This window comes from Streptomyces sp. NPDC050738, assembly GCF_040654175.1.
Lineage (GTDB): Bacteria > Actinomycetota > Actinomycetes > Streptomycetales > Streptomycetaceae > Streptomyces.
Map to the genome: position 1 here is coordinate 41,126 of NZ_JBFAHN010000018.1, position 19,556 is coordinate 60,681.

17 protein-coding genes are annotated in these 19,556 nt (G+C 70.1%); 9 read left to right on the forward strand and 8 right to left on the reverse strand.

Annotated features, from left to right (window positions below):
• Positions 1-28: 28 nt before the first annotated feature.
• Positions 29-742, forward strand: a complete 714-nt coding sequence (locus AB0H78_RS32785) for a DsbA family oxidoreductase (RefSeq protein ID WP_363238371.1) — start codon at positions 29-31, stop codon at positions 740-742.
• Between the two features lie 33 nt (positions 743-775).
• The gene (locus AB0H78_RS32790; RefSeq protein ID WP_363238372.1) at positions 776-1,852 is read left to right on the forward strand and encodes an aminotransferase class V-fold PLP-dependent enzyme; all 1,077 of its coding nucleotides are present in this window, start codon (positions 776-778) and stop codon (positions 1,850-1,852) included.
• A gap of 7 nt (positions 1,853-1,859) precedes the next feature.
• Here AB0H78_RS32790 and AB0H78_RS32795 read toward each other — a convergent pair whose 3' ends face one another.
• Complete coding sequence (locus AB0H78_RS32795) at positions 1,860-2,354, reverse strand: MarR family winged helix-turn-helix transcriptional regulator (protein ID WP_363238373.1); 495 nt, start codon at positions 2,352-2,354, stop codon at positions 1,860-1,862.
• A 99-nt stretch (positions 2,355-2,453) separates the two neighbouring features.
• Here AB0H78_RS32795 and AB0H78_RS32800 point away from each other — a divergent pair, with 99 nt between their 5' ends.
• A complete protein-coding gene (locus tag AB0H78_RS32800; protein WP_363238374.1) occupies positions 2,454-3,521 on the forward strand; it encodes an alkene reductase in 1,068 nt (355 codons plus the stop codon).
• A gap of 6 nt (positions 3,522-3,527) precedes the next feature.
• Here the strand turns inward: AB0H78_RS32800 and AB0H78_RS32805 are convergent, their stop codons facing one another.
• The gene (locus AB0H78_RS32805) at positions 3,528-4,829 is read right to left on the reverse strand and encodes an MFS transporter (protein WP_363238375.1); all 1,302 of its coding nucleotides are present in this window, start codon (positions 4,827-4,829) and stop codon (positions 3,528-3,530) included.
• A 55-nt stretch (positions 4,830-4,884) separates the two neighbouring features.
• On the opposite strand from AB0H78_RS32805, the gene AB0H78_RS32810 reads away from it, so the two are divergent.
• Complete coding sequence (locus AB0H78_RS32810; protein ID WP_363238376.1) at positions 4,885-5,877, forward strand: helix-turn-helix domain-containing protein; 993 nt, start codon at positions 4,885-4,887, stop codon at positions 5,875-5,877.
• Positions 5,878-5,933: 56 nt separating this feature from the next.
• Here AB0H78_RS32810 and AB0H78_RS32815 read toward each other — a convergent pair whose 3' ends face one another.
• The 3 genes from AB0H78_RS32815 to AB0H78_RS32825 form a co-directional block, all read right to left on the reverse strand.
• Positions 5,934-7,061, reverse strand: coding sequence for a glycosyl hydrolase 53 family protein (locus AB0H78_RS32815; RefSeq protein ID WP_363238377.1), 1,128 nt, complete (start codon positions 7,059-7,061; stop codon positions 5,934-5,936).
• 117 nt (positions 7,062-7,178) lie between these two features.
• On the reverse strand, positions 7,179-8,339 hold the full coding sequence (locus AB0H78_RS32820) for an arabinogalactan endo-1,4-beta-galactosidase (protein WP_363238378.1): 1,161 nt from the start codon (positions 8,337-8,339) through the stop codon (positions 7,179-7,181).
• Positions 8,340-8,420: 81 nt separating this feature from the next.
• Positions 8,421-10,418 (reverse strand): beta-galactosidase, encoded by a 1,998-nt coding sequence (locus tag AB0H78_RS32825; protein WP_363238379.1) that lies wholly within the window; start codon positions 10,416-10,418, stop codon positions 8,421-8,423.
• Between the two features lie 209 nt (positions 10,419-10,627).
• On the opposite strand from AB0H78_RS32825, the gene AB0H78_RS32830 reads away from it, so the two are divergent.
• The 4 genes from AB0H78_RS32830 to AB0H78_RS32845 are packed head-to-tail and all read left to right on the forward strand — an operon-like array spanning position 10,628 to position 14,880.
• Positions 10,628-11,959: an extracellular solute-binding protein gene (locus AB0H78_RS32830; protein ID WP_363238380.1), complete on the forward strand. Its 1,332-nt coding sequence runs from the start codon at positions 10,628-10,630 to the stop codon at positions 11,957-11,959.
• Complete coding sequence (locus AB0H78_RS32835; protein WP_363238381.1) at positions 11,956-12,945, forward strand: sugar ABC transporter permease; 990 nt, start codon at positions 11,956-11,958, stop codon at positions 12,943-12,945. Before AB0H78_RS32830 ends, AB0H78_RS32835 begins: the two co-directional genes overlap by 4 nt.
• Complete coding sequence (locus AB0H78_RS32840; protein ID WP_363238382.1) at positions 12,942-13,814, forward strand: carbohydrate ABC transporter permease; 873 nt, start codon at positions 12,942-12,944, stop codon at positions 13,812-13,814. The genes AB0H78_RS32835 and AB0H78_RS32840 overlap by 4 nt, the downstream gene beginning before the upstream one ends.
• A gap of 37 nt (positions 13,815-13,851) precedes the next feature.
• Complete coding sequence (locus tag AB0H78_RS32845; protein ID WP_363238383.1) at positions 13,852-14,880, forward strand: LacI family DNA-binding transcriptional regulator; 1,029 nt, start codon at positions 13,852-13,854, stop codon at positions 14,878-14,880.
• Here AB0H78_RS32845 and AB0H78_RS32850 read toward each other — a convergent pair.
• Positions 14,877-15,503, reverse strand: a complete 627-nt coding sequence (locus AB0H78_RS32850; protein WP_363238384.1) for a LysE family transporter — start codon at positions 15,501-15,503, stop codon at positions 14,877-14,879. The two genes, AB0H78_RS32845 and AB0H78_RS32850, sit on opposite strands and share 4 nt — an antisense overlap.
• A 180-nt stretch (positions 15,504-15,683) precedes the next feature.
• On the opposite strand from AB0H78_RS32850, the gene AB0H78_RS32855 reads away from it, so the two are divergent.
• The gene (locus AB0H78_RS32855) at positions 15,684-16,427 is read left to right on the forward strand and encodes a methyltransferase domain-containing protein (RefSeq protein WP_363238385.1); all 744 of its coding nucleotides are present in this window, start codon (positions 15,684-15,686) and stop codon (positions 16,425-16,427) included.
• A gap of 16 nt (positions 16,428-16,443) precedes the next feature.
• On the opposite strand, the gene AB0H78_RS32860 is transcribed toward AB0H78_RS32855, so the two are convergent.
• Positions 16,444-18,294, reverse strand: a complete 1,851-nt coding sequence (locus AB0H78_RS32860; RefSeq protein WP_363238386.1) for a sugar-binding domain-containing protein — start codon at positions 18,292-18,294, stop codon at positions 16,444-16,446.
• Positions 18,295-18,327: 33 nt separating this feature from the next.
• A complete protein-coding gene (locus AB0H78_RS32865) occupies positions 18,328-19,536 on the reverse strand; it encodes a sialidase family protein (protein WP_363238387.1) in 1,209 nt (402 codons plus the stop codon).
• Positions 19,537-19,556: the final 20 nt, after the last annotated feature.

Here is a 19,556-nt window from a genome sequence, read left to right on the forward strand (position 1 = left end):
AATCGCCCCTTTGGAGAGAAGAAGCCACATGCGCGTCGAGATCTGGTCCGACATAGCGTGCCCCTGGTGCTACGTCGGCAAGGCACGCTTCGAGAAGGCCCTCAGCGCCTTCCCGCACCGCGACCAGGTCGAGGTCGTGCACCGCTCCTTCGAGCTCGACCCGAGCCGCGCCAAGGGGGACTCGGGTCTGGTCATCCCGATGCTCGCCAAGAAGTACGGCATGAGCGAGGCGCAGGCCCAGGAGGCCGAGAACAACCTCGGCACGAACGCCGCCGCCGAGGGGCTCGACTACCTCACCGAGGGCCGTGACCACGGCAACACCTTCGACATGCACCGCCTGCTGCACTTCGCCAAGGAGCAGGGCCGCCAGGACGAGCTGATCGGCATCCTCTACCGCGCGAACTTCGCCGACGAGCGCTCCGTCTTCGACGACGACGCGCGCCTGGTGGAGCTCGCCGTCGAGGCGGGTCTCGACGCGGAGGCCGCCCGTGCCGTCCTCGCCGACCCGTCCGCGTACGCCGAAGACGTACGCACCGACGAGCGCGAGGCCGCCGAGCTCGGCGCCAACGGGGTGCCGTTCTTCGTCCTCGACCGCGCCTTCGGGCTCTCCGGCGCCCAGCCCGCCGAGGTCTTCACCCAGGCGCTCAACCAGGCCTGGGACGCCAAGCCGCGGCTGGCGACGATCAGCGGCGCCGACGGCGAGGTCTGCGGCCCCGACGGCTGCGCGGTGCCGGGCGCATAAGCGCTTCTTTGGGGTCCCCGCCAATTATTCGCAATGGACGAAGAGTTGGCGGGGCCTCAGAGTGGAGACATGGATTCTCTCGCTCCCACGGCCTTCAATCCCGGAACGACGTATCTCAACACCGCAAGCACCGGACTGCTCCCCCTCGACGCGGTCACCGCGATGCACGAAGCGACCCTGGCGGCGTCCATCGGTCTGCCGACGGACATGTTCGCCGACGTCGAGGCCTCCCGCGCCGTCTTCGCACGCCTCGCCGGAGTGCCCGTCTCCCGTGTGGCGGCAGGAGCATCGGTCGCCGTATACACCGGTCTGATCGCGACCTCGCTGCCCGCAGGGGCCGAAGTCCTGGTGGCGGACGACGACTTCAGCTCGCTCATCAACCCCTTCTTCGTACGGGCCGACCTCAAGGTCCGCACCGCGCCCCTGGAATCCCTCGCGGAGGCGGTACGCCCCGGCACCGACCTGGTCGCGGTCAGCGCGGTCCAGTCCGCCGACGGCCGCATCGCCGACCTCTCCTCGATCCGCGACGCGGCCCGCGCCCACGGCGCCCGCACCCTCGTCGACGCCTCGCAGGCGGCGGGCTGGCTGCCGATGACCGCGGCGCAGGACGACTACACGGTCGCCGTGGCGTTCAAGTGGCTCACCTGCCCGCGCGGGATCACCTTCTTCGTCGTACCCGAAGACCTCGGCGCTCTGACCCCCGTCTTCGCCGGCTGGGTGGCGGGGGAGGAGCCCTGGGACTCCTGCTACGGACCCGTGGCCGAACTCGCCCGCTCCGCCCGCCGGTTCGACGAGAGCCCGAGCCTGTTCTCGTACGCCGGGGCCCGCCACTCCCTCGCTCTCGTCGAGGAGATCGGCCCCGAGGCGATCTACGCGCACAACACCGCACTCGCCGACCGCTTCCGCGCCGGACTCGCCCGCCTGGGCCACCCGGTGATCGCGGCCCCCGGATCGGCGATCGTCTCGGCGCCGGGCCTCGGTCAACGCCAGAGCGATCTGAGCAAGGCGGGCGTCCAGCTCTCCGACCGCGCGGGCAACCTCCGCGCCGCCTTCCACCTCTACAACACGTCGCAGGACGTGGACCGGGCGCTGGACATCATCGAGGGATGAACAGCCCTTACCGGTCAGGGCAGTTGGCGGGGTCGGTGCAGAGATTCTCCTCGACCTTGTTCAGCAGCCGGGCCAGGTCGGCCCGCTCACCGGCGTCGAGGCCGACGAGGGTCAGCTCCTCCAGTGAACTCCAGGCGCGCTCGACGTCGCCCAGCAGAGCGCAGCTCTTGTCCGTCGCCTCGACCAGGACGGCCCGCCGGTCGTCCGGGTCGGGGCAGCGGCGCACATGGCCGGCCTGCTCCAGGCGCTGGAGCATCTTGGTGACGGTGGACGGGTCCACGTCCAGTGCCTTGATCAGCTCGGACTGGCGCACGGGACCCGCGTCCCAGAGATGCATCATCAGCAGCTCCTGCCCCGGATAGAGGCCCGCCTCCTTGAGTGCCCGGCCCGCGGCGATGCGGTGCAGGCGGGAGACCCGGGAGACGAGATGGCTGACGGGGCCGCCGCGCGCGGCGCTGGGCAGGCCGCTACAGACGGGGTCCGCGGACGCTTCGGAAGTCATGCCGACAGATTACCTTGGTCGGCCAAGTAATGCGCTATGGTGGTGCTCGTCGGATTACTTGGCCGACCAACTTAACGGCTTAACCTCTTTGGAGCAGTCATGACCACCGTGTTCGATCCGATCGACCTGTCAGGTACGCAGCTCGCCAACCGCATCGCCATGGCGCCCATGACCCGCAGCCGCGCCGGCGAGGGCGGTACGGCCACCGACCTCACCGCCGAGTACTACGCCCAGCGCGCCTCGGCCGGCCTCATCATCACCGAGGGCATCCAGCCGTCGGTGCTCGGCCAGGGCTACCCCTTCACCCCCGGCCTGCACAGCCCCGAGCAGGTCGCCTCCTGGCGGAAGGTGACGGACGCGGTGCACACCAAGGGCGGCCGGATCTTCGCCCAGATCATGCACACCGGACGGATCGGCCACCCGGTCCTGCTGCCCGAGGGCGAGCGCCCGGTCGGCGCATCCCCGGTCACGGCCGCGGGCCAGGTCTTCACCCACGAGGGCGCCAAGGACTTCGTCGAGCCGCGCGAGCTGACCGACGCCGAGATCCGCGCGACCATAGCCGACTTCGCGGCCGCCGCCCGCAACGCGATCGACGCAGGCTTCGACGGGGTCGAACTGCACGGCGCCAACGGCTACTTGATCCACCAGTTCCTCGCACCCGGCACCAACCTGCGCACCGACGCGTGGGGCGGTCCGGCCGAGGCCCGCATCCGTTTCGCGGTCGAGACGGTCAAGGCGGTCGCCGCCGCGATCGGGGCGGAGCGGACCGGGCTGCGCATCTCGCCGGCCAACCCGTACAACGACATCGACGAGCCGCTGGAAGACGCCGAGACGCTCTACCCCGCGCTCGTCAAGGAGATCGAACCGCTGGGCCTGGCCTACCTCCACGTCCTGGAGAACGCCGAGATCCGCGACCTGACCCTCGCCCTGCGCAAGCAGTTCTCCGGCACCTTCGTCCTCAACGTGCTGGGCGCCACCGGCCCCGACGACCACAAGGTGGTCGACGACGGCATCGCGGACCTCATCTCGTACGGCGCACTCTTCCTCGCCAACCCGGACCTGCCGGCAAGGCTGAAGGCGGGCGGCCCCTTCAACACCCCTGACTCCGCGACGTTCTTCGGCGGCGACGCGAAGGGCTACACGGACTATCCGTCGCTGGGCGAGTGACGCGCGTCAGTCCGTCTCGCCGCGCCAGTCGCCGTCGCGGCGGGCCCACCGGACGGCGGGGGCGAAGCCGAGGCCCGCGGTGGTGAAGAGGATCGCGAGGGTGATCCAGCCCGCGGTGCCGTGCTCGATGGCCGTGAGGGTGATCAGCGCGGGGCCCGCCATGGTCGCGGCGGAGAAGCCCGTGGAGTAGACGCCCTGGTAGACGCCTTGAGAACGGGCGTCGGCCAGGGCGTAGCCGAGGGTCCAGCCGCCTGCCGCCGAAAGGACCTCGGCGAGCACCTGGATCACCGCGCCGACGGCAAGGACCGCGACCGCCCAGAGCGGGGGCAGCCCGGCCGTCAGGGCGAAGACGAGGCAGGCCAGACCGAGCAGAAGCCCCGAGCGGCCCATCGCGCGCACCGCGCGCGGCAGACCGTCGATCCGGCGGGTGACCCGGACCTGGAGCAGCGCCACCAGCGCGCAGTTGAGGATCGCGATCAGCGCGACCGACCAGCGCGGGGCGTCCGTGTTCTGCGAGACCCAGAGCGGGAGGCCGATCTCCAGGAGGCTGTACTGCAGGACCAGGATTCCGTTGAGGACGGTCACCGTCAGGAAGGGGAGATCGCGGACGGCCTGCCACCGGCTCACCGGCGCGTCCGGCTCCGCGCCCGACCGGGCGACCTTGCGGCGGACCGGGAGCCGCCACACCAGGAGCGCGGCACCTGCGAAGCAGCCCGCGTTGACCAGCAGCATCACCGTGTACGCGGCCCGGGTGTCGGCCTGCAGCGCCAGCATTCCCAGCGCGCCGCCGATGCCCATCGACACATTGGTCACCATACGGAGATGGGCCCGGCCCTCCACGCGCGTCGAGGGCTCCATCACCTCCGCGTACAGCGCGCTGCGCACGCCGCTGCTCGACTGGCTGCACACCGCGAAGCAGATGACGGCGACGAGGAAGGCTCCGTACGAACCGATCAGGCTGTACGAGGCCATCACGGTGCCGCAGCACAGCCAGAGGGCGGTCAGGACCGGACGGCTGCCGAAGCGGTCGGAGGCCCGTCCGGCGACCACGCCCGCGAAGAGGCCACACCCTCCGGCGATCGTCAGGCCGATGCCGACCGCGGTGGTCGACAGGCCCACGATGCGCGTGAAGTACAGGACCATGAGCGGGAAGACCAGGCCGCGGCCGAACGCGTTGAGCAGCGTGAGCAGGGAAAGGCGGCGCAGGACCGGGTTCACCGGGAGGAAGCCGGCGAAGCGGGTGGACCGAGGTGCGGGCGTCTCAGGGGCAGAGGCGGGAGCAGGGGCAGGGGCAGGTGTGGTGGTCACGGACACATCCCAGAGCACTGCCGCCGCGCGTGGCATTGATTTAGTGTTCGGCCAAATGATCGAGTTCCTGTTCGGCGTCGACGACCTGGCCCGCACGTCGTTCGCGTACTCACCGCTCCAGGAGACCTCGTTCTCGCTGCGGGCCTGGCGTGACCCGGTGCGCTACCCCTTCCAGCGGCCCTGGCTGCGCAGGATGCGCGCCGCGTACGGGCGTCAGGACCTGGAGGTCCTCGATGCCATGGTCAGCGGGCGGCTGTGGATACCCGACTTCCTGACGCCCCGTCCCAGCCGGGCACGGCCCACGTTCGCCGAGGAACTCAACCTTCTGCGGGCGACCGAGGGCTCCGTCGTGGCCTCGGGGCTGCGCGACGCTTACGGCGACGGCGAACCGCTGCCCGCCGTCCTCGCGGGCGACCCGGTCCGGCTGCTCACCCGTATCGCCGACGCGCTGGAGTCGTACTGGACCGACTGCCTCGCGGACGCGTGGTGGCCGCGCGCACAGTCCGTCTTCGAAGGGGACCTCGCGCACCGGGGCCGGGTCCTCGCCGAGGAAGGCGTCGAGGCGCTCTTCGCGGGGATCGACCCACGGCTCGCCTGGGACGGTGAACAGGCCGTACTGCGCCTGATATCCCCTCACAAGACGGGTGGTTGGTGGCGCGACCAGGTGGCCGTCGCGGGACGCGGCATGGTCCTCACCCCGACGCTCTTCGCGCGCGGCGCCCAGCCGTTGTGCACCCCGGAGCTGCCACCCGCCCTCTTCTACCCGGCGCGCGGCCGCGCGCAGCTCGGCGAGAGCGCGCCCCCGGTGGCCGACCACGCGCTGGCCCGGCTCCTCGGAGCTCCGCGCGCCCGGATTCTGCTGCTGCTCGCCGAACCCGCCTCCACCACGGAACTCGCGCACCGGCTCGGCGTCACGCCGGGAGCGGTCAGCCAGCATCTGTCCGTGCTGTACGCGGCAGGGCTCCTCGCACGGGCCAGAGCCGGGCGCAGCGTGCAGTACCGCAGGAGCGAGCTGGGTGAAGGCCTCTGCCGTACGGGCAACTCCTGAGGAACATAAGGCGTTTGGGGGCGGCAGCCGGCGCGGCCGCCGCCCCGGTGCGCGCCTCAGGCGCGGTACGAACCGATCGACGCCAGCGCGGGCAGGGCCTTGCTGCTGTAGTCGAACAGGGCCTGGTTCTCCCAGTTGTTGCCGGACGAGGCGTTGGTCGGGTCCCAGCCGTTGCCGGTGACGGCCGTCCAGAATCCTTCCCAGTAGACATAGCCGAGACCCATGCCGTTCGGGGTGGCGGCGACGGTGTCGGCGACCGCCCGCACCCAGGCGTTCTGGCCGGCGGACGTGGCGGGATAGCCGGAGGTCAGCTGGCTGCTGGAGTTGACCAGGTTGGCGAAGCCGTCCTTGTCGGTGAGCGTCCAGGGGTAGGCGGTCTCGGCCACCAGCGCGGGGGTGCCGTAACGGGCGGTGACGTAGGAGAGGTTGGCGGCCAGATCCGTCAGGGCGCCGTGCCAGTACGGATAGAACGACATGCCGATGACGTCCCAGGCCACGCCGCGCGACTTCATGTTGTCGAAGAACCACGTGTACAGGCTCTGCGTACCGCCGTTGGACAGATGCAGGATCGTGCGGATGCCGGGGGTGCTGGCCTTGGCCGCGCTGATACCCGACTTCAGGAACGTCGCCAGGGTGTCCAGGTGGTCGTAGTCGCCGGTCGGCCAGAGGATCCCGCCGTTGGTCTCGTTGCCGATCTGTACGAGGTCGGCGGGGGTGCCCTGGGCGACCAGGGCGCTCAGCACGTCGTAGGTGTGGTTGTAGACGGCCGTGGAGAGCTGCGCCTCGGTGTACGCGGTCCAGGCGGCCGGCTTGGTCTGGTTCGCCGGGTCGGCCCAGGTGTCGGAGTAGTGGAAGTCGATGAGCAGCTTGATGCCCTTCGCCTTCAGCCGCAGCGCCAGCGGGAGGATCTTCGCCTTGTTGTTGTAGCCGTCGGCCGGGTTGACCCACACCTTGAGGCGGGCGTGCGAGATGCCGGCGGTGGCCATGAGCTGCACGGCATCGGTCTTGACACCGGCCGTCGAGTAGTAAATGCCGCCCTTTGCCTCGGACTTGGGCAGCGAGGAGATGTCGATGCCGCGGATCGAGAGGGATGTCGCGGCCGAGGCGGAGCCTGCGGTGGCGGTGAGCAGGGCGGGTGCGGCCACGGAGGCGGCGGCAGCCTTGAGCAGCGTACGTCTGCGCATGGTGATCCTCCCGGATCAAGGGTGCGGGTACGGGTACGTGCGGTGGAGCTTCGGCGGCCGGCAGCGGGCTGTCGGCCTCGCGCTGCCGGCCGCCGAGATCATCTGGGGCGGCGGAGGTCAGCCCCGGTAGTGGCCCAGGGTCCGCAGACCCGGCAGCGCCTTGTCGTCGAAGCCGAACAGCGCGAGGTTCTCCCAGGCGTTGCCGGACGTCGCGTCGGTCGGGTCCCAGCCGTTGCCCTCGCGGTACGTCCAGACGCCCTCCCAGTAGCAGAAGCCCAGTCCCTTTCCTCCGGGGATGGAGGCCTGGAGGTCGGCGACGGCGCGCAGCCAGGCGGCCTGGCCCGCCGGGGTGGCGGGGAAGCCGTCGGTGAGCTGGGAGGGGTCGTAGAGGATGTCGTTGGTGGCGTCCTCGGACTCCAGGGTGAAGGGGTACGCCGTCTCCGCGATCACGACCGGCTTGTCGTAACGGGCCGCGAGATCCGTCATGTTGGCGGCCGCCGTCGCGAGATCGCCGTGCCAGAACGGGTAGTACGACTGGCCGATGATGTCGAAGTCCAGACCGTAGGAGACGGCGTTGTCGAACCACCAGCGCGAGGTGCCGTTGTCGCCGCCCGAGGCGATGTGCAGCATCGTGCGCACCCGCGGGGTGGTGTCGCGGGCGGCGGTGAGGCCGGCCTTGAGGAACGCGGCCTGGGTGGCCCAGCCTCCGGATCCGTCACCCCAGTTCTTGCCCTCGGGCCACAGCAGACCGCCGTTGATCTCGTTGCCGATCTGTACGAGGTCGGCGGGCGTGCCCTGGCGCTTGAGGGCGCCGAGCACATCGGCGGTGTGGTTGTGGACCGCGCGCGTCAGGCCGTCCACGTCCAGGTCGTCCCAGGCGGCGGGCTTGGTCTGGTGCGCGGGGTCGGCCCAGATGTCGGAGTAGTGGAAGTCGATCCAGATGCCGATGCCGGCCTTCTTGAGGCGGCGGGCCAGCGGGAGGATCTGCTTCTTGGTGTTGTAGCCGTCGGCCGGGTTCAGCCAGACCTTGAGGCGGGCGTGGCTGACACCGGCATCGGCGAGGATGCGGATCGCGTCGTCGCGGCGGCCGTCGGCGTGGCGGTAGACGGCGCCGAAGGCCTCGTCCTTGGGCAGCGAGGAGATGTCCACGCCGCGAATTTCCAGGCCGCGGTGGTGAGATGAGCCGCTCGCGGTGCTTGCCGAGGCGGGGGCGGCCGCGAGGACCGGGGCGGCGAGAGCGGCGCCTGCGGCGGCGCTCAGCACGGTACGTCTGCGCATATCAGGTTCCCATCGATCAGGGGGTCGGCTCTGACGTGACTGGTGACGGTGCGGGGGGTGGAAGGGTGGGGCCGGGGCCGCTCAACGCGGGTCGCGGAAGACCTCGACCGCGCCGGCCGCGACGCAGGCGTGCGTGCCGTCCGGCAGGGCGACCTTCACCTCGGCGTCGGTGTGGTTGATCGCGAAGCGGAAGGTGCCCGACTCGCCTTCGCGCACGACGAGTTCGACGTCCCGGGGCAGTCCGGAGGGGGCGATGCCCGCGTCCGCGAGGGCGAGGTCGACGACGGCCGCCAGGCTGTCGCCGGTCAGCCGGGTGGCCAGATACCAGGCGGCGCCTTCGCCGAGCGTGTGCCGGGTGAGGGCGGGGTGCCCGGCCGTGCGGCCGTCGGTGAAGGAGGCGACGGTCTCGCACCCGTTCGGTACGACGATCTCGGCCCAGAGGTCCGCCTCGTGGCTCCCGCCCTCCCGGGTGGTCACGGTGACCCGCTCCCCGGGCAGCAGCGGGCTGAACTCCTCGACGGTCAGGCCGAGTACGTCGCGCAGCACGCCCGGGTACGGCCCGGGGTGCAGGGTGTCGTTCTCGTCGACGATGCCGGAGAAGAAGGAGACCAGCAGGGTGCCGCCGCGCGCGACGTAGGTCTCCAGGTCGCGTGCGATGCCGGCGGGCGCCGAGTACAGCTGGGGGACGACGAGCAGCGGATGGCGCTCGGGGTCCAGGCCCGCGATGCCCGACGGCGGGAAGAAGTCGACGCTGAGCTGGCGGTCGTACAGCGCCTCGTAGAAGGACTCCAGACGCTCGCGGGCGTCCAGGTCCTGGCTCGGGCGCCACTCCAGGCTCTGCGCCCACCAGGAGTCCCACGACCAGACCATGGCCACATCGCCGCGCGTGCGGGTGGAGCGGAGGTCGGCCAGTGTGCCGATGCGGCGGCCGAGGTCGACGACCTCCTTCCAGATCCGGGTGGAGGTGCCGCTGTGCGGAAGCATCGAGGAGTGGAACTTCTCCGCGCCGCTGCGTGACTGGCGCCACTGGAAGAACATCGCGCCCTCGGAGCCGCGGGCCACGTGGGACAGCGAGTTGCGGGCCATTTCGCCGGGGACCTTGGCCGGGTTGTACGGCTGCCAGTTGACGCCCGACGTGGCGTGCTCCAGGAGCAGCCAGGGTCCGCCGCCGGCGACCGAGCGGGTCAGGTCGGCGGTGAGGGCCAGGTTGACGTGCGTACGGCGGCCGTCGGTGACCAGATAGTGGTCGTTGGTGACCAGGTCGACCTCGTTCGCCCAGGCCCAGTAGTCGATGCTCTGGCACTGGCTCGGCGCGACCATGAAGTTGGTGGTGACGGGCACGCCGGGGGAGAGGCGGTGCAGAATGTCCCGTTCCGCACAGAAATTGGCGCGGGCCTGGGCGTCGGCGAAGCGCTGGAAGTCCAGCTGCTGGGTCGGGTTGCAGACGGTGGGTGTCGTACGGGGCGGGGTGATCTCCTCCCACGCGCCGTAGATCTGGCCCCAGAAGGCCGTTCCCCACGCCTCGTTGAGGGCGTCCAGGGTGCCGTGGCGCTCGCGCAGCCAGCCGCGGAATGCCACGGCGCAGTTGTCGCAGTAGCAGGTCAGGACGGGTGCGCCGTATTCGTTGTGGACGTGCCACAGGGCGACGGCGGGGTGGCTGCCGTACCGCTCGGCGATCTTGGTGGTGATCGAGGCGGCCGCCGCCCGGTAGTCGGCGTTGGAGTGGCAGATCGCGCCGCGGGAGCCGAAGGCGAGGCGTACGCCGTCACGGGTCACCGGCAGTGCGTCGGGGTGGGCGCGGTAGAACCAGGCGGGCGGCACCACGGTCGGGGTGGCGAGGTCCACGGCGATGCCCGCGGCGTCCAGCATCCCGATGACGGTGTCGAGCCACTCCCAGTCGTACACACCGGGCTTCGGCTCGATGCGCGACCAGGCGAAGATCCCCAGCGACACCATGGTGACGCCGGCTTCGCCCATCAGCCGTACGTCCTCCTCCCACACCTCCCGCGGCCACTGCTCGGGGTTGTAGTCACCCCCGTAGGCGAGCGGCAAGCGGTCGTGCTGAGCGGCCGATGACATGTGGTGCTCCCAGAAGATCGTCAGTCCGATGTCTGTGATTTCTGTGAGCGTGCACAGGGCTCGTTCACGCTGACATCGGCGTGCAACGAGTAGGTAACCCCACGGTTGATCCATTGACAAGAGACCGAAACAATTTTCTACTGTGCACGATCACAGAGCAGCACGGCCCTCCTGAAGCGGCCCGCTCTTCTCAGTCAGGGGAGATAAAGATGTCGATCCACCGCAACCAGATCAACAGGCGCACCGTGCTCGCCGGCGCCTTGAGCGTCGGCGCAGTCGCAGCCCTCTCGGCCTGCGGGAGCAAGGACAGCGATTCCGGCGGCAAGAGCAGCGGACCGGCCAAGCTGACCTACTGGTCGTGGGCGCCGGGCATGGAAAAGGTTGCCGCGATCTGGAACAAGAAGAACCCCGACATCACGGTGACGGTGTCGAAGCAGGCCAGCGGTGGCGAGATGATCTCCAAGCTGATCACCGCCAAGAAGGCGGGCAACGCCCCCGACCTGATCCAGGTCGAGTACCAGTCCCTGCCGACCCTCGTCTCCAACGACGTCCTCGCCGACATCGCGAAGTACGCCAAGGACGCCAAGTCCCACTTCTCCGACGGCATCTGGGGCATGGTCACGCTCGGCAGCGACGCCGTGTACGCGGTGCCGCAGGACTCCGGGCCGCTCTTCTTCTACTACCGCGAGGACCTGTTCAAGAAGCACGGCCTCAAGGTCCCCGCCACCTGGGACGAGTTCGCCGAGACCGCGCGCGCCGCCAGGAAGGCCGACCCCGACGCGTACCTGACGACCTTCTCCTCGCAGGACTCGGGCCTGTTCGCCGGACTCGCCCAGCAGGCCGGCGCCAAGTGGTGGACGGTGGACGGCGACGGCAAGTGGACGGTCGACATCGCCGGTGACGCCACCGACAAGGTCGCCGGATTCTGGGGCGGTCTCGTCGAGGAAGGCGTCATCGACAACCGGCCGATGTACACCCCGGCCTGGAACAACGCCCTGAACAAGGGCACCCACTTCGCCTGGGTCTCCGCCGTGTGGGCCCCCGGAGTCCTCGTCTCCTCCGCCCCCGACACCAAGGGCAAGTGGCGCATGGCCCCTCTCCCGCAGTGGAACGCGGGCGAGAACGTCACCGGCAGCTGGGGTGGCTCCTCCACCGGCGTCTCCACCGACTCCAAGAACGCCGAAGCCGCTGCCAAGTTCATCAAGTGGCTGAACACCAACCCCGAGGCGCTCGCCGCCCTGGTCAAGGAGTCCGGCATCTACCCGGCCGCCACCGAGGCACAGTCCGGGTCCGTCCTCGCCACGCCCGCGTTCTTCCCCAACCAGAAGGACTTCTACGACACGGCGGCCAAGATCTCGGCCACCACGGTCGCCTCCGCCTGGGGCCCGAACGTCCAGACCGCGTACGACGCGTTCACCGACAGCTTCGGCAAGGCCACCAAGGCGAAGAAGAAGTCGAAGTTCCTGTCCGCCGTGGGCGACATGCAGTCCCAGACCTTCGCCGACATGAAGAAGCAGGGCTTCAAGGTGACCGAGGCATGACCGCCACTCCGCTCGAGGGCACCGGCCGCCTCGCGGCCGGTCCCTCGGCGGACGGTGTCGCCCGTCCCGTCCGCCCCCGCCGACCCCTCCGCCGCGGCCGCTCGGCGCCGTACTGGTTCCTGGTCCCCACGCTCACCCTGTTCGCCGCCTTCACGGTCGTCCCGATCGGCTACGCGATCTGGCTCAGCCTCCACAAGGTGCAGGTCAAGGGCGCGGGCCTCGGCAAGAACGCTCGCTCCGAAGTCTGGAACGGCATCGGCAACTACACCGCCGTCTTCGAGGACTCCGAGTTCGGCCACAGCATCCTGCGCGCCTTCGGCTACGGCCTGATCGTCATCCCGACCATGCTCGGCCTCGCCCTGGTCTTCGCGCTGATGCTCGACACCCCGCTGGTGCGCGGCGCCTCCTTCACCCGGCTCGCGATCTTCCTTCCGTACGCGGTCCCCGGAATCATCGCGGCCGTGATGTGGGGCTTCCTCTACCTGCCCGACGTCAGCCCCTTCTACTACGTGCTGCGCGCGCTCGACCTCCCGCAGCCCGACCTGTTCGACGGCGGCAACCTCTACCTCTCCCTCGCCAACATCGCGGTCTGGGGCGGCACCGGCTTCAACATGATCGTCATCTACACGGCCCTGCGGGCGATCCCGCAGGAGATCTACGAGGCCGCGAAGATCGACGGCGCCTCCAACCTGAAGATCGCCCTCCGCATCAAGATCCCGATCGTGATGCCCTCCCTGGTCCTGACCTTCTTCTTCTCGGTCATCGCCACCCTCCAGGTCTTCACCGAGCCCAAGACGCTCCGCACCCTGACCAACGGCGTCTCCAACTCCTGGAGCCCGCTGCTGGCCATCTACGACAGCGCCTTCGGCCGCTCCGACATCTACGGCGCATCCGCCACCGCGGTCGTACTCGCCGGGGCCACCTTCCTCCTCTCCTTCACCCTCCTGCGCATCTCCGACCGCTTCACCCGGGAGGACAAGGCATGACCCCCCTCACCCTGACCGCGACCACAGGCCCCTCGAAGGCCAAGCGCACCGCCTGGATCCCCACGCTCGTCATGGCGATCGGCGCGATCTACTGCCTGATCCCCGTGCTCTGGGTCGTCATGGCATCCACCAAGGACCGCTCCGAGCTCTTCTCCACCTTCACGATGTCGCCCGGCACCGGCTTCCTCGACAACGTGAGCCAGCTCAGCTCCTACCGCGACGGCATCTACTGGCAGTGGATGGGCAACTCCGCCTTCTACGCAGGCGCCGGCGCCCTCCTCTCCGCCGCGGTCTCGGCCGCAGGCGGCTACGCGCTCGGCCGATTCGCCTTCCCCGGGCGGGAGTTCATCTTCAAGCTGATCCTGGCCGGAGTGCTGGTGCCGGGCATCGTCCTGGCCGTCCCGCAGTATCTGCTGATGTCGAAGATGGGCCTGGCCGACTCGTACTGGTCGATGCTGCTGCCCTCGATCCTCTCCCCGTACGGCGTCTATCTCGTCCGTATCTACGCGAGCGCGGCCGTACCCGCCGAACTCCTCGAAGCGGCCCGGATGGACGGCGCGAGCGAGTGGCGCATCTTCTCCAGGATCGCGGTCCCGATGATGATGCCGGGCCTGGTCACCGTCTTCCTCTTCCAGTTCGTCGGCATCTGGAACAACTTCCTGCTGCCGTACGTCATGCTGGCCGACGACACCAAGTTCCCGATCACCCTGGGGCTTTACACCCTTATGGCACAGGGCTCCTCGCAACCCGCTCTCTATACACTGGTCATCACCGGGTGTCTGCTGGCGGTCATCCCCCTGATCGCACTCTTCCTGGTGATCCAGCGCTTCTGGTCCCTGGACCTGCTGAGCGGCTCCGTCAAGGCCTGACCGCACAGTTCCACCCGTACCGGCACAGACGAGGGACATGACCACCAGCGCGAACGGACGCCGCAAGCCCCCCACCGTCCACGACGTGGCGAGGGAGGCGGGCGTCTCCAGGGGAACCGTCTCCCGCGTCCTGAACGGCGGCCACTACGTCTCGCCGACCGCACGCAAGTCGGTCGAGGCGGCCATCAAGAAGACGGGTTACGTCGTCAACCGCCATGCCCGCAGCCTGATCACGGGGCGCTCGGACTCGGTGGCCTTCCTGCTGACCGAACCGCAGGAGAAGTTCTTCGAGGACCCGAACTTCAACGTGCTCCTGAGGGGCTGCACCGAGCACCTGGCCAAGCACGACATCCCGCTGCTCCTGATGCTCGCGTCGAACGAGGACGAACGACGCCGCCTGACCCGCTACATCACCTCGGGCCATGTCGACGGCGTGCTTCTGGTCTCCAGCCACAGCGGCGACCCGGTCGCCGCCGAACTGCTCGACGCCGGAATCCCCTTGGTGGCCTGCGGCAAACCGCTCGGCCTCGGGACGAAGGTGAGCTACGTCGCCGTGGACGAGCGCGAAGGCGCCCACGAGATGGTCCGCCACCTGGTCTCCACCGGGCGCCGGCGGATCGGCATGATCACCGGCCCGCTCGACACCCCCGGCGGCACCGAGCGCCTCGCCGGGTACCGCGACGTCCTGGCCGAGGCCGGCCTCCCGTACGATCCGGCGCTGGTCGCCGAGGGCGACTACCGGCGGGCCGGCGGCGAGGCAGCCGCCACCCGCCTCCTCGCCCAAGCCCCCGACATGGACGCCGTGTTCGTCGCATCCGACCTCATGGCGCAGGGCGTCGTCTCCACGCTCCAGCACGCGGGGCGCGTGATCCCCGACGACATCGCGGTCGGCGGCTTCGACGACTCCCCGGCGGCCACTGCGGTCAGCCCGTCGCTGACCACGATGCGCCAGCCCTTCGACCGGATCAGCGCCGAGATGGTGCGGGTGCTCCTCGCCCAGATCGCGGGCGAGGACACGGCGGCGGTGATACTGCCGACGGAACTGGTGGTACGGGACTCCGCCTAACCGGCCACGCCCCGTACAGCAAGCGCCAGAATCAGACCGCTCGATGCGAGAGCGGTGACGAACCGCCCCCGCCTGCTCGTGAGCACCCGCCCCAGCAGCGCCCCTCCGCCGGCCAGCAGCAACTGCCAGCTGGCGGAGGCGGCAAAAGCGGCCAGCACGAAGACGCCCCCGCCGACCGCACCGGTCCCGGCGGTGTTCTGACTGCCGAGCACGAGGGCCGCGAAGTAGACGACGGTGACCGGGTTGAGCAGGGTCATGCCCAGCAGCCCGAGGTAGGCGCGCCCGGGGCCGAGGGGTGCCCCGCCGGACCCGGTCGGGCTCTGCCGCCTGCGGTACTGACCGAGCGCGACGGCCCCTCCCCGTACGGCGAGCACGACAAGCACCAGCGCGGAGACCCACTTCAGAGTCCCCATGGCGGGAGCGAGTACGGGGGCGATGGACGACCCCCCGACGGTGGCGACGAGCGCATACACCCCGTCGGCTGTCGCGACACCGAGGGCCGCGCAGGCCCCGGTCCGCCATCCCGTACGGGCGGTGAGCCCCACCAGATAGGCGCCGACCGCCCCGACCGGAAGGGCGATGCCATACCCGGCGAGCAGCCCCGCGCCCAGCGTGCCGCCCATCACCGGAGGGTGGGGATCGGCCTCCGCGGACGGCCGGGCTGCTGCTGCGCGCCGCGAGCGGGCGTCGGCAGGAACAGGGCGGCGGTGGAGGTGAAGGCGCTCATGGCCAGATCCTGGAGGCGGAGCGGCCGCACCGGCAACCCATTTACAGATCAACGGGAGTGCTGGCACCGTGGGCCCATGCCCGACGATCAGTTCACCGACTCCCGGCTCGCGGCGCTGTACGACACGTTGAACTCCTCCGAGCCGCGCGACGACTTCGCCTTCTACCTCCCCCTGATCATGTGCGCGGAAGCCGTGCTCGACGTCGGCTGCGGCACGGGCACCCTGCTGCACGACGCCCGCAGAGCAGGTCACACCGGGAGACTCGTCGGAGTGGACCCGTCACAGGGGATGCTGGAGCGGGCGCGGATGCACCCGGACATCCAGTGGATGCTGGGCGACCTCGGATCGGCCGCGTGGGACGAGGAGTTCGACCTGGTGGTCATGAGCGGACACGCCTTCCAGGTCTTCGTGGAGGACGCCGAACTGCGCAGCGCGCTGCGGGGGATCCGGGCGTCACTGAAGCCGGGCGGCCGGTTCGCCTTCGAGACGCGCAATCCGGCGGTCCGCGGCTGGGAGACCTGGCACGAGGACTACTCGGCGGTCGTCAAGGACCCCTCGGGTGCGACGGTCCGCACGGTCTGCGAGGTCGACACCCCGGTCACCGGCGACCAGGTCTCCTTCACGTCCACCTATACGGGCGCCGACTGGCCCGCCCCGATGATCAGCCGCAGCACGCTCAGATTCCTGGACCCGGAGCCGCTGGAGGCGCACCTCGCGGAGGCCGGGCTGGTCACGGAGGCGCAGTACGGCGACTGGGACCGCACACCGCTGACCGCGACGAGCCCGGAGATCATCACGATCGCCGCACGCCCGTGGTGAGCCGGGCCGGCGAAGGTCACCGGCCTTCCGTGTCCTCCCGCTCGTAGGCTGCCTCGGCGGTCTGCACCGCGCGGATCCGCTCGATGTCGAACTTCGGCTTGCGGTCGAAGTCGTAGAGGCCGTTCTCCTCCTGGAAGGTGTCGGTCAGCTGCGTGTAGCAGTAGCCGAACATGTCCGGGTCACCCAGGAGGACGCGGGTCAGGCCGTCGAACCGCTCGTGCCACTCCTCCACGCTCGCCACCCGCTGGCCGTAGCCCCAGGAGTCGGCGCGCTCGGGGTCGTCCGATGACGCCTGCTGTTCGACGAGGCGCTCCGGGTTCCACCAGATGCCGCCGTACTCGGAGACGAAGAACGGCTGGCCCTCGTACGGAAGCGACATGGCGCCGACGCCGTCGAGCCGGTTGACGAACGGCCGGCCCTCCCGCAGCCCCGACTGTTCGCGGCGAAAGGCCTCGGGATCCTGTTCGTACGAGTGCGAGTCGTAGACGTCCGCGCCGCGCACCCGGTGGGCGTAGCCGGAGGAGTCGACGACCGGGCGGGTCGGGTCCGCGGCCTTGGTGGCCAGGTACATCGCCTGGGTCACGTCGTCGAGCTGGGTGATCCGGTCGTGCATCAGCTGGAAGGTCTCGTTCAGCGGGCACCAGCCGATGATCGACGGGTGGCTGCGGTCGCGGCGCAGGATCTCCAGCCACTGGGCGACGAAGGAGGCGGTCGGCCGCTGGTTGTCGCCGGCCGGACCCTGTCCGGAGACGCCCCAGTCGCCGAACTCGCCCCAGACCAGGTAGCCGAGCCGGTCGGCGTGGTAGTAGAAGCGTTCCTCGAAGACTTTCTGGTGCAGGCGGGCCCCGTTGAAACCGGCCGCCATGGACAGCTCGATGTCCTGGCGCAGCGCCTCGTCGGTGGGCGAGGTCATGAGAGTGTCGGGCCAGTAGCCCTGGTCGAGGACGAGACGCTGGAAGACCGGGCGGCCGTTGAGGAGGATGCGGTTGCCGTCGATGGCGACCGAGCGGAGACCCGCGTACGAGGTGATCTCGTCGACGGTCCCGCCGTCGCTCCCGCCGTCGCCTACGAGTCGCAGCCGCAGACCGTACAGGTGGGGGTCCTCCGGCGACCAGAGGCGTATCCGGTCCTCCGGGACGGGCAGGGTCAGGCTCGGCCCCATGTCGTCGGCGGGGATCGAGGCCGTGCACACCTCGCCGTGCTCGTCGGTGAGGACAGCCTCAAGAGTGAGGCCCGCGGTGCGGTGCGACAGCTCGGCGGTGACGGTGAAACTGCCTGCGGTGCGCTGCGGGACGATGTTCAGCGCGCCGATGTGGGCGCGCGGCACCGGCTCCAGCCACACCGTCTGCCAGATGCCGGTGGTGCGGGTGTAGTGGCAGCCGGTGTTGGCGTACCAGGTGGCCTGCTTGCCGCGCGCCTGCGGTGCGTTGGGGGTGTCGCGGGCCCGTACGACGATCGTCGCCGTCCGGCCCGCCTCGGCGACGCCGTGCAGCGGGACGGTGAAGGAGCTGAAGCCGCCGCGGTGCCTGGCGACTTCCACGTCGTTCACCCAGACCGTCGCGTCGTGGTCCACCGCACCGAAGTGCAGCAGCACATCACGGCCTGCCCATTCGGCGGGTACCGCCACCTCCCGGCGGTACCACACGGCGTGCAGGAAATCGGTGTCCCCGATCCCCGAGGCCCGTGACTCCGGAGCGAAGGGCACGACGATACGGTCGGCCAACTCGCGCGTACGCAGGCCGCGTTCGAGGCCCGTGTCGCCGCGGTCGATCTCGAACTGCCACTCGCCGTTCAGGTTGAGCCAGTCGGGGCGGACGCACTGCGGGCGCGGGTACTCCGGCTTCGGCGGGCGGGGCGTCTGGTGCATGTTCATCCTTCGGAGCAGGGGTGGTACGGGGGATCAGGCTGCGGGAACGGAGCCGGTGGCGAAGTAGGGCTTGCAGACGGAGCCTGACCAGTCGGTCGCGATCTCCAGCAGCCCGGTGCCGTCGGTCGAGGGCAGCAGGCTGGAGCTGTAGTTGGGGCAGTAGTCGACGACGGTGGACTCGACGGCGACCGGCGCGGAGATCTCGCGCCAACTGCCCGCGCCGCCATTGCTGTTGACCCACGCGGTGCGGCCGCTGCCGGCCGCCTTGCTGCCGTCGCGGTTGTACATGACCTGGCCGATCAGGAAGAGCCGGCCCTTCGGGTTGCCGGCCTCGGGTGCCCAGGCCAGGTTCGGCGCGTGCTTGAAGTACTTGCCGTCGGCGGTCTCGGGGCGGAAACCGAGGTGGGCGGGGTCGCCCCAGTTCCAGCCGTCGGCCGAGGTGCGGTAGTGGACGACGCAGACGTACTGTCCGGCGGCCGAGCAGATCTCGTACGACATCACATACGAGCCGTCGCCGATCCTGCGGACCACGGCCATGCCGGGGCGGTCGGAGGCGAGCGTGGAGGCGATGGTGTCGTGGTGGCCGCTCCAGGTCAGGCCGTCGTAGGTGCGGGCGGCCACCAGTTTCTGGCTGTGCGCGGGGTCGGTCTCGTCGGAGTAGTGGGCGACCAGTGCGCCGGTGGCGTCGACCGAGAACTCCGGCTCCCACAGGCCCTTGTCGTTCGGGGCGGTGGCGATGGTGGAGAGGTAGTTCCAGGTGCGGCCGGTGTCGGTGCTGGCGAAGACGCGCAGTGCCATCCGGCGGTTCGCCTCGTCCTGACCCGTCGAGGAGGACCAGAGGAGCGTGCCGGCGGGCAACGAGTCGATCTGCTGCGGCAGTTCATACAGGGTGCCGCAGCACAGCCCCTGGCCCGCGGCAGCCTCGGGATCGCGGACGGTGCCGACCTCGCGGAAGGTGGCGCCGCCGTCGGTGCTCTCGTGGATGACGCCGAGGCCGTCGTTGCCCGCGCTGCCGCCGAAGGCGACGACCGAGGCGAGGATGCGGCCGTTCGCCGCTCCGCTGTGGGCGAGCCGGACGGCGCGGGGGTAGAGGCCGGTGCTGTCGCGCAGGAGCGTTCCGGTCGCGGCGGCGGCCGGCGCCGAGGACTGCACGGTGAACAGGCCTGCCAGCAGGGCGAGGAGCAGCGGAAGCACGAGAGTGGGGCGGAGCGAGCGCGGTCGTGCGGAGCGGTGCGACGACATGGAGCTCTCCTGACGGGAGG

Bases quoted from the DNA above. Each gene is read 5' to 3' on its own strand.
- AB0H78_RS32815 (WP_363238377.1), bottom strand. From the start codon at position 7,061: ATGCGCAGACGTACGCTGCTCAAGGCTGCCGCCGCCTCCGTGGCCGCA.
- AB0H78_RS32855 (WP_363238385.1), top strand. From the start codon at position 15,684: ATGCCCGACGATCAGTTCACCGACTCCCGGCTCGCGGCGCTGTACGAC.
- AB0H78_RS32785 (WP_363238371.1), top strand. From the start codon at position 29: ATGCGCGTCGAGATCTGGTCCGACATAGCGTGCCCCTGGTGCTACGTC.
- AB0H78_RS32845 (WP_363238383.1), top strand. From the start codon at position 13,852: ATGACCACCAGCGCGAACGGACGCCGCAAGCCCCCCACCGTCCACGAC.
- AB0H78_RS32850 (WP_363238384.1), bottom strand. From the start codon at position 15,503: ATGGGCGGCACGCTGGGCGCGGGGCTGCTCGCCGGGTATGGCATCGCC.
- AB0H78_RS32820 (WP_363238378.1), bottom strand. From the start codon at position 8,339: ATGCGCAGACGTACCGTGCTGAGCGCCGCCGCAGGCGCCGCTCTCGCC.
- AB0H78_RS32795 (WP_363238373.1), bottom strand. From the start codon at position 2,354: ATGACTTCCGAAGCGTCCGCGGACCCCGTCTGTAGCGGCCTGCCCAGC.
- AB0H78_RS32840 (WP_363238382.1), top strand. From the start codon at position 12,942: ATGACCCCCCTCACCCTGACCGCGACCACAGGCCCCTCGAAGGCCAAG.
- AB0H78_RS32825 (WP_363238379.1), bottom strand. From the start codon at position 10,418: ATGTCATCGGCCGCTCAGCACGACCGCTTGCCGCTCGCCTACGGGGGT.
- AB0H78_RS32790 (WP_363238372.1), top strand. From the start codon at position 776: ATGGACGAAGAGTTGGCGGGGCCTCAGAGTGGAGACATGGATTCTCTC.
- AB0H78_RS32835 (WP_363238381.1), top strand. From the start codon at position 11,956: ATGACCGCCACTCCGCTCGAGGGCACCGGCCGCCTCGCGGCCGGTCCC.
- AB0H78_RS32810 (WP_363238376.1), top strand. From the start codon at position 4,885: ATGATCGAGTTCCTGTTCGGCGTCGACGACCTGGCCCGCACGTCGTTC.
- AB0H78_RS32800 (WP_363238374.1), top strand. From the start codon at position 2,454: ATGACCACCGTGTTCGATCCGATCGACCTGTCAGGTACGCAGCTCGCC.
- AB0H78_RS32865 (WP_363238387.1), bottom strand. From the start codon at position 19,536: ATGTCGTCGCACCGCTCCGCACGACCGCGCTCGCTCCGCCCCACTCTC.
- AB0H78_RS32830 (WP_363238380.1), top strand. From the start codon at position 10,628: ATGTCGATCCACCGCAACCAGATCAACAGGCGCACCGTGCTCGCCGGC.
- AB0H78_RS32860 (WP_363238386.1), bottom strand. From the start codon at position 18,294: ATGCACCAGACGCCCCGCCCGCCGAAGCCGGAGTACCCGCGCCCGCAG.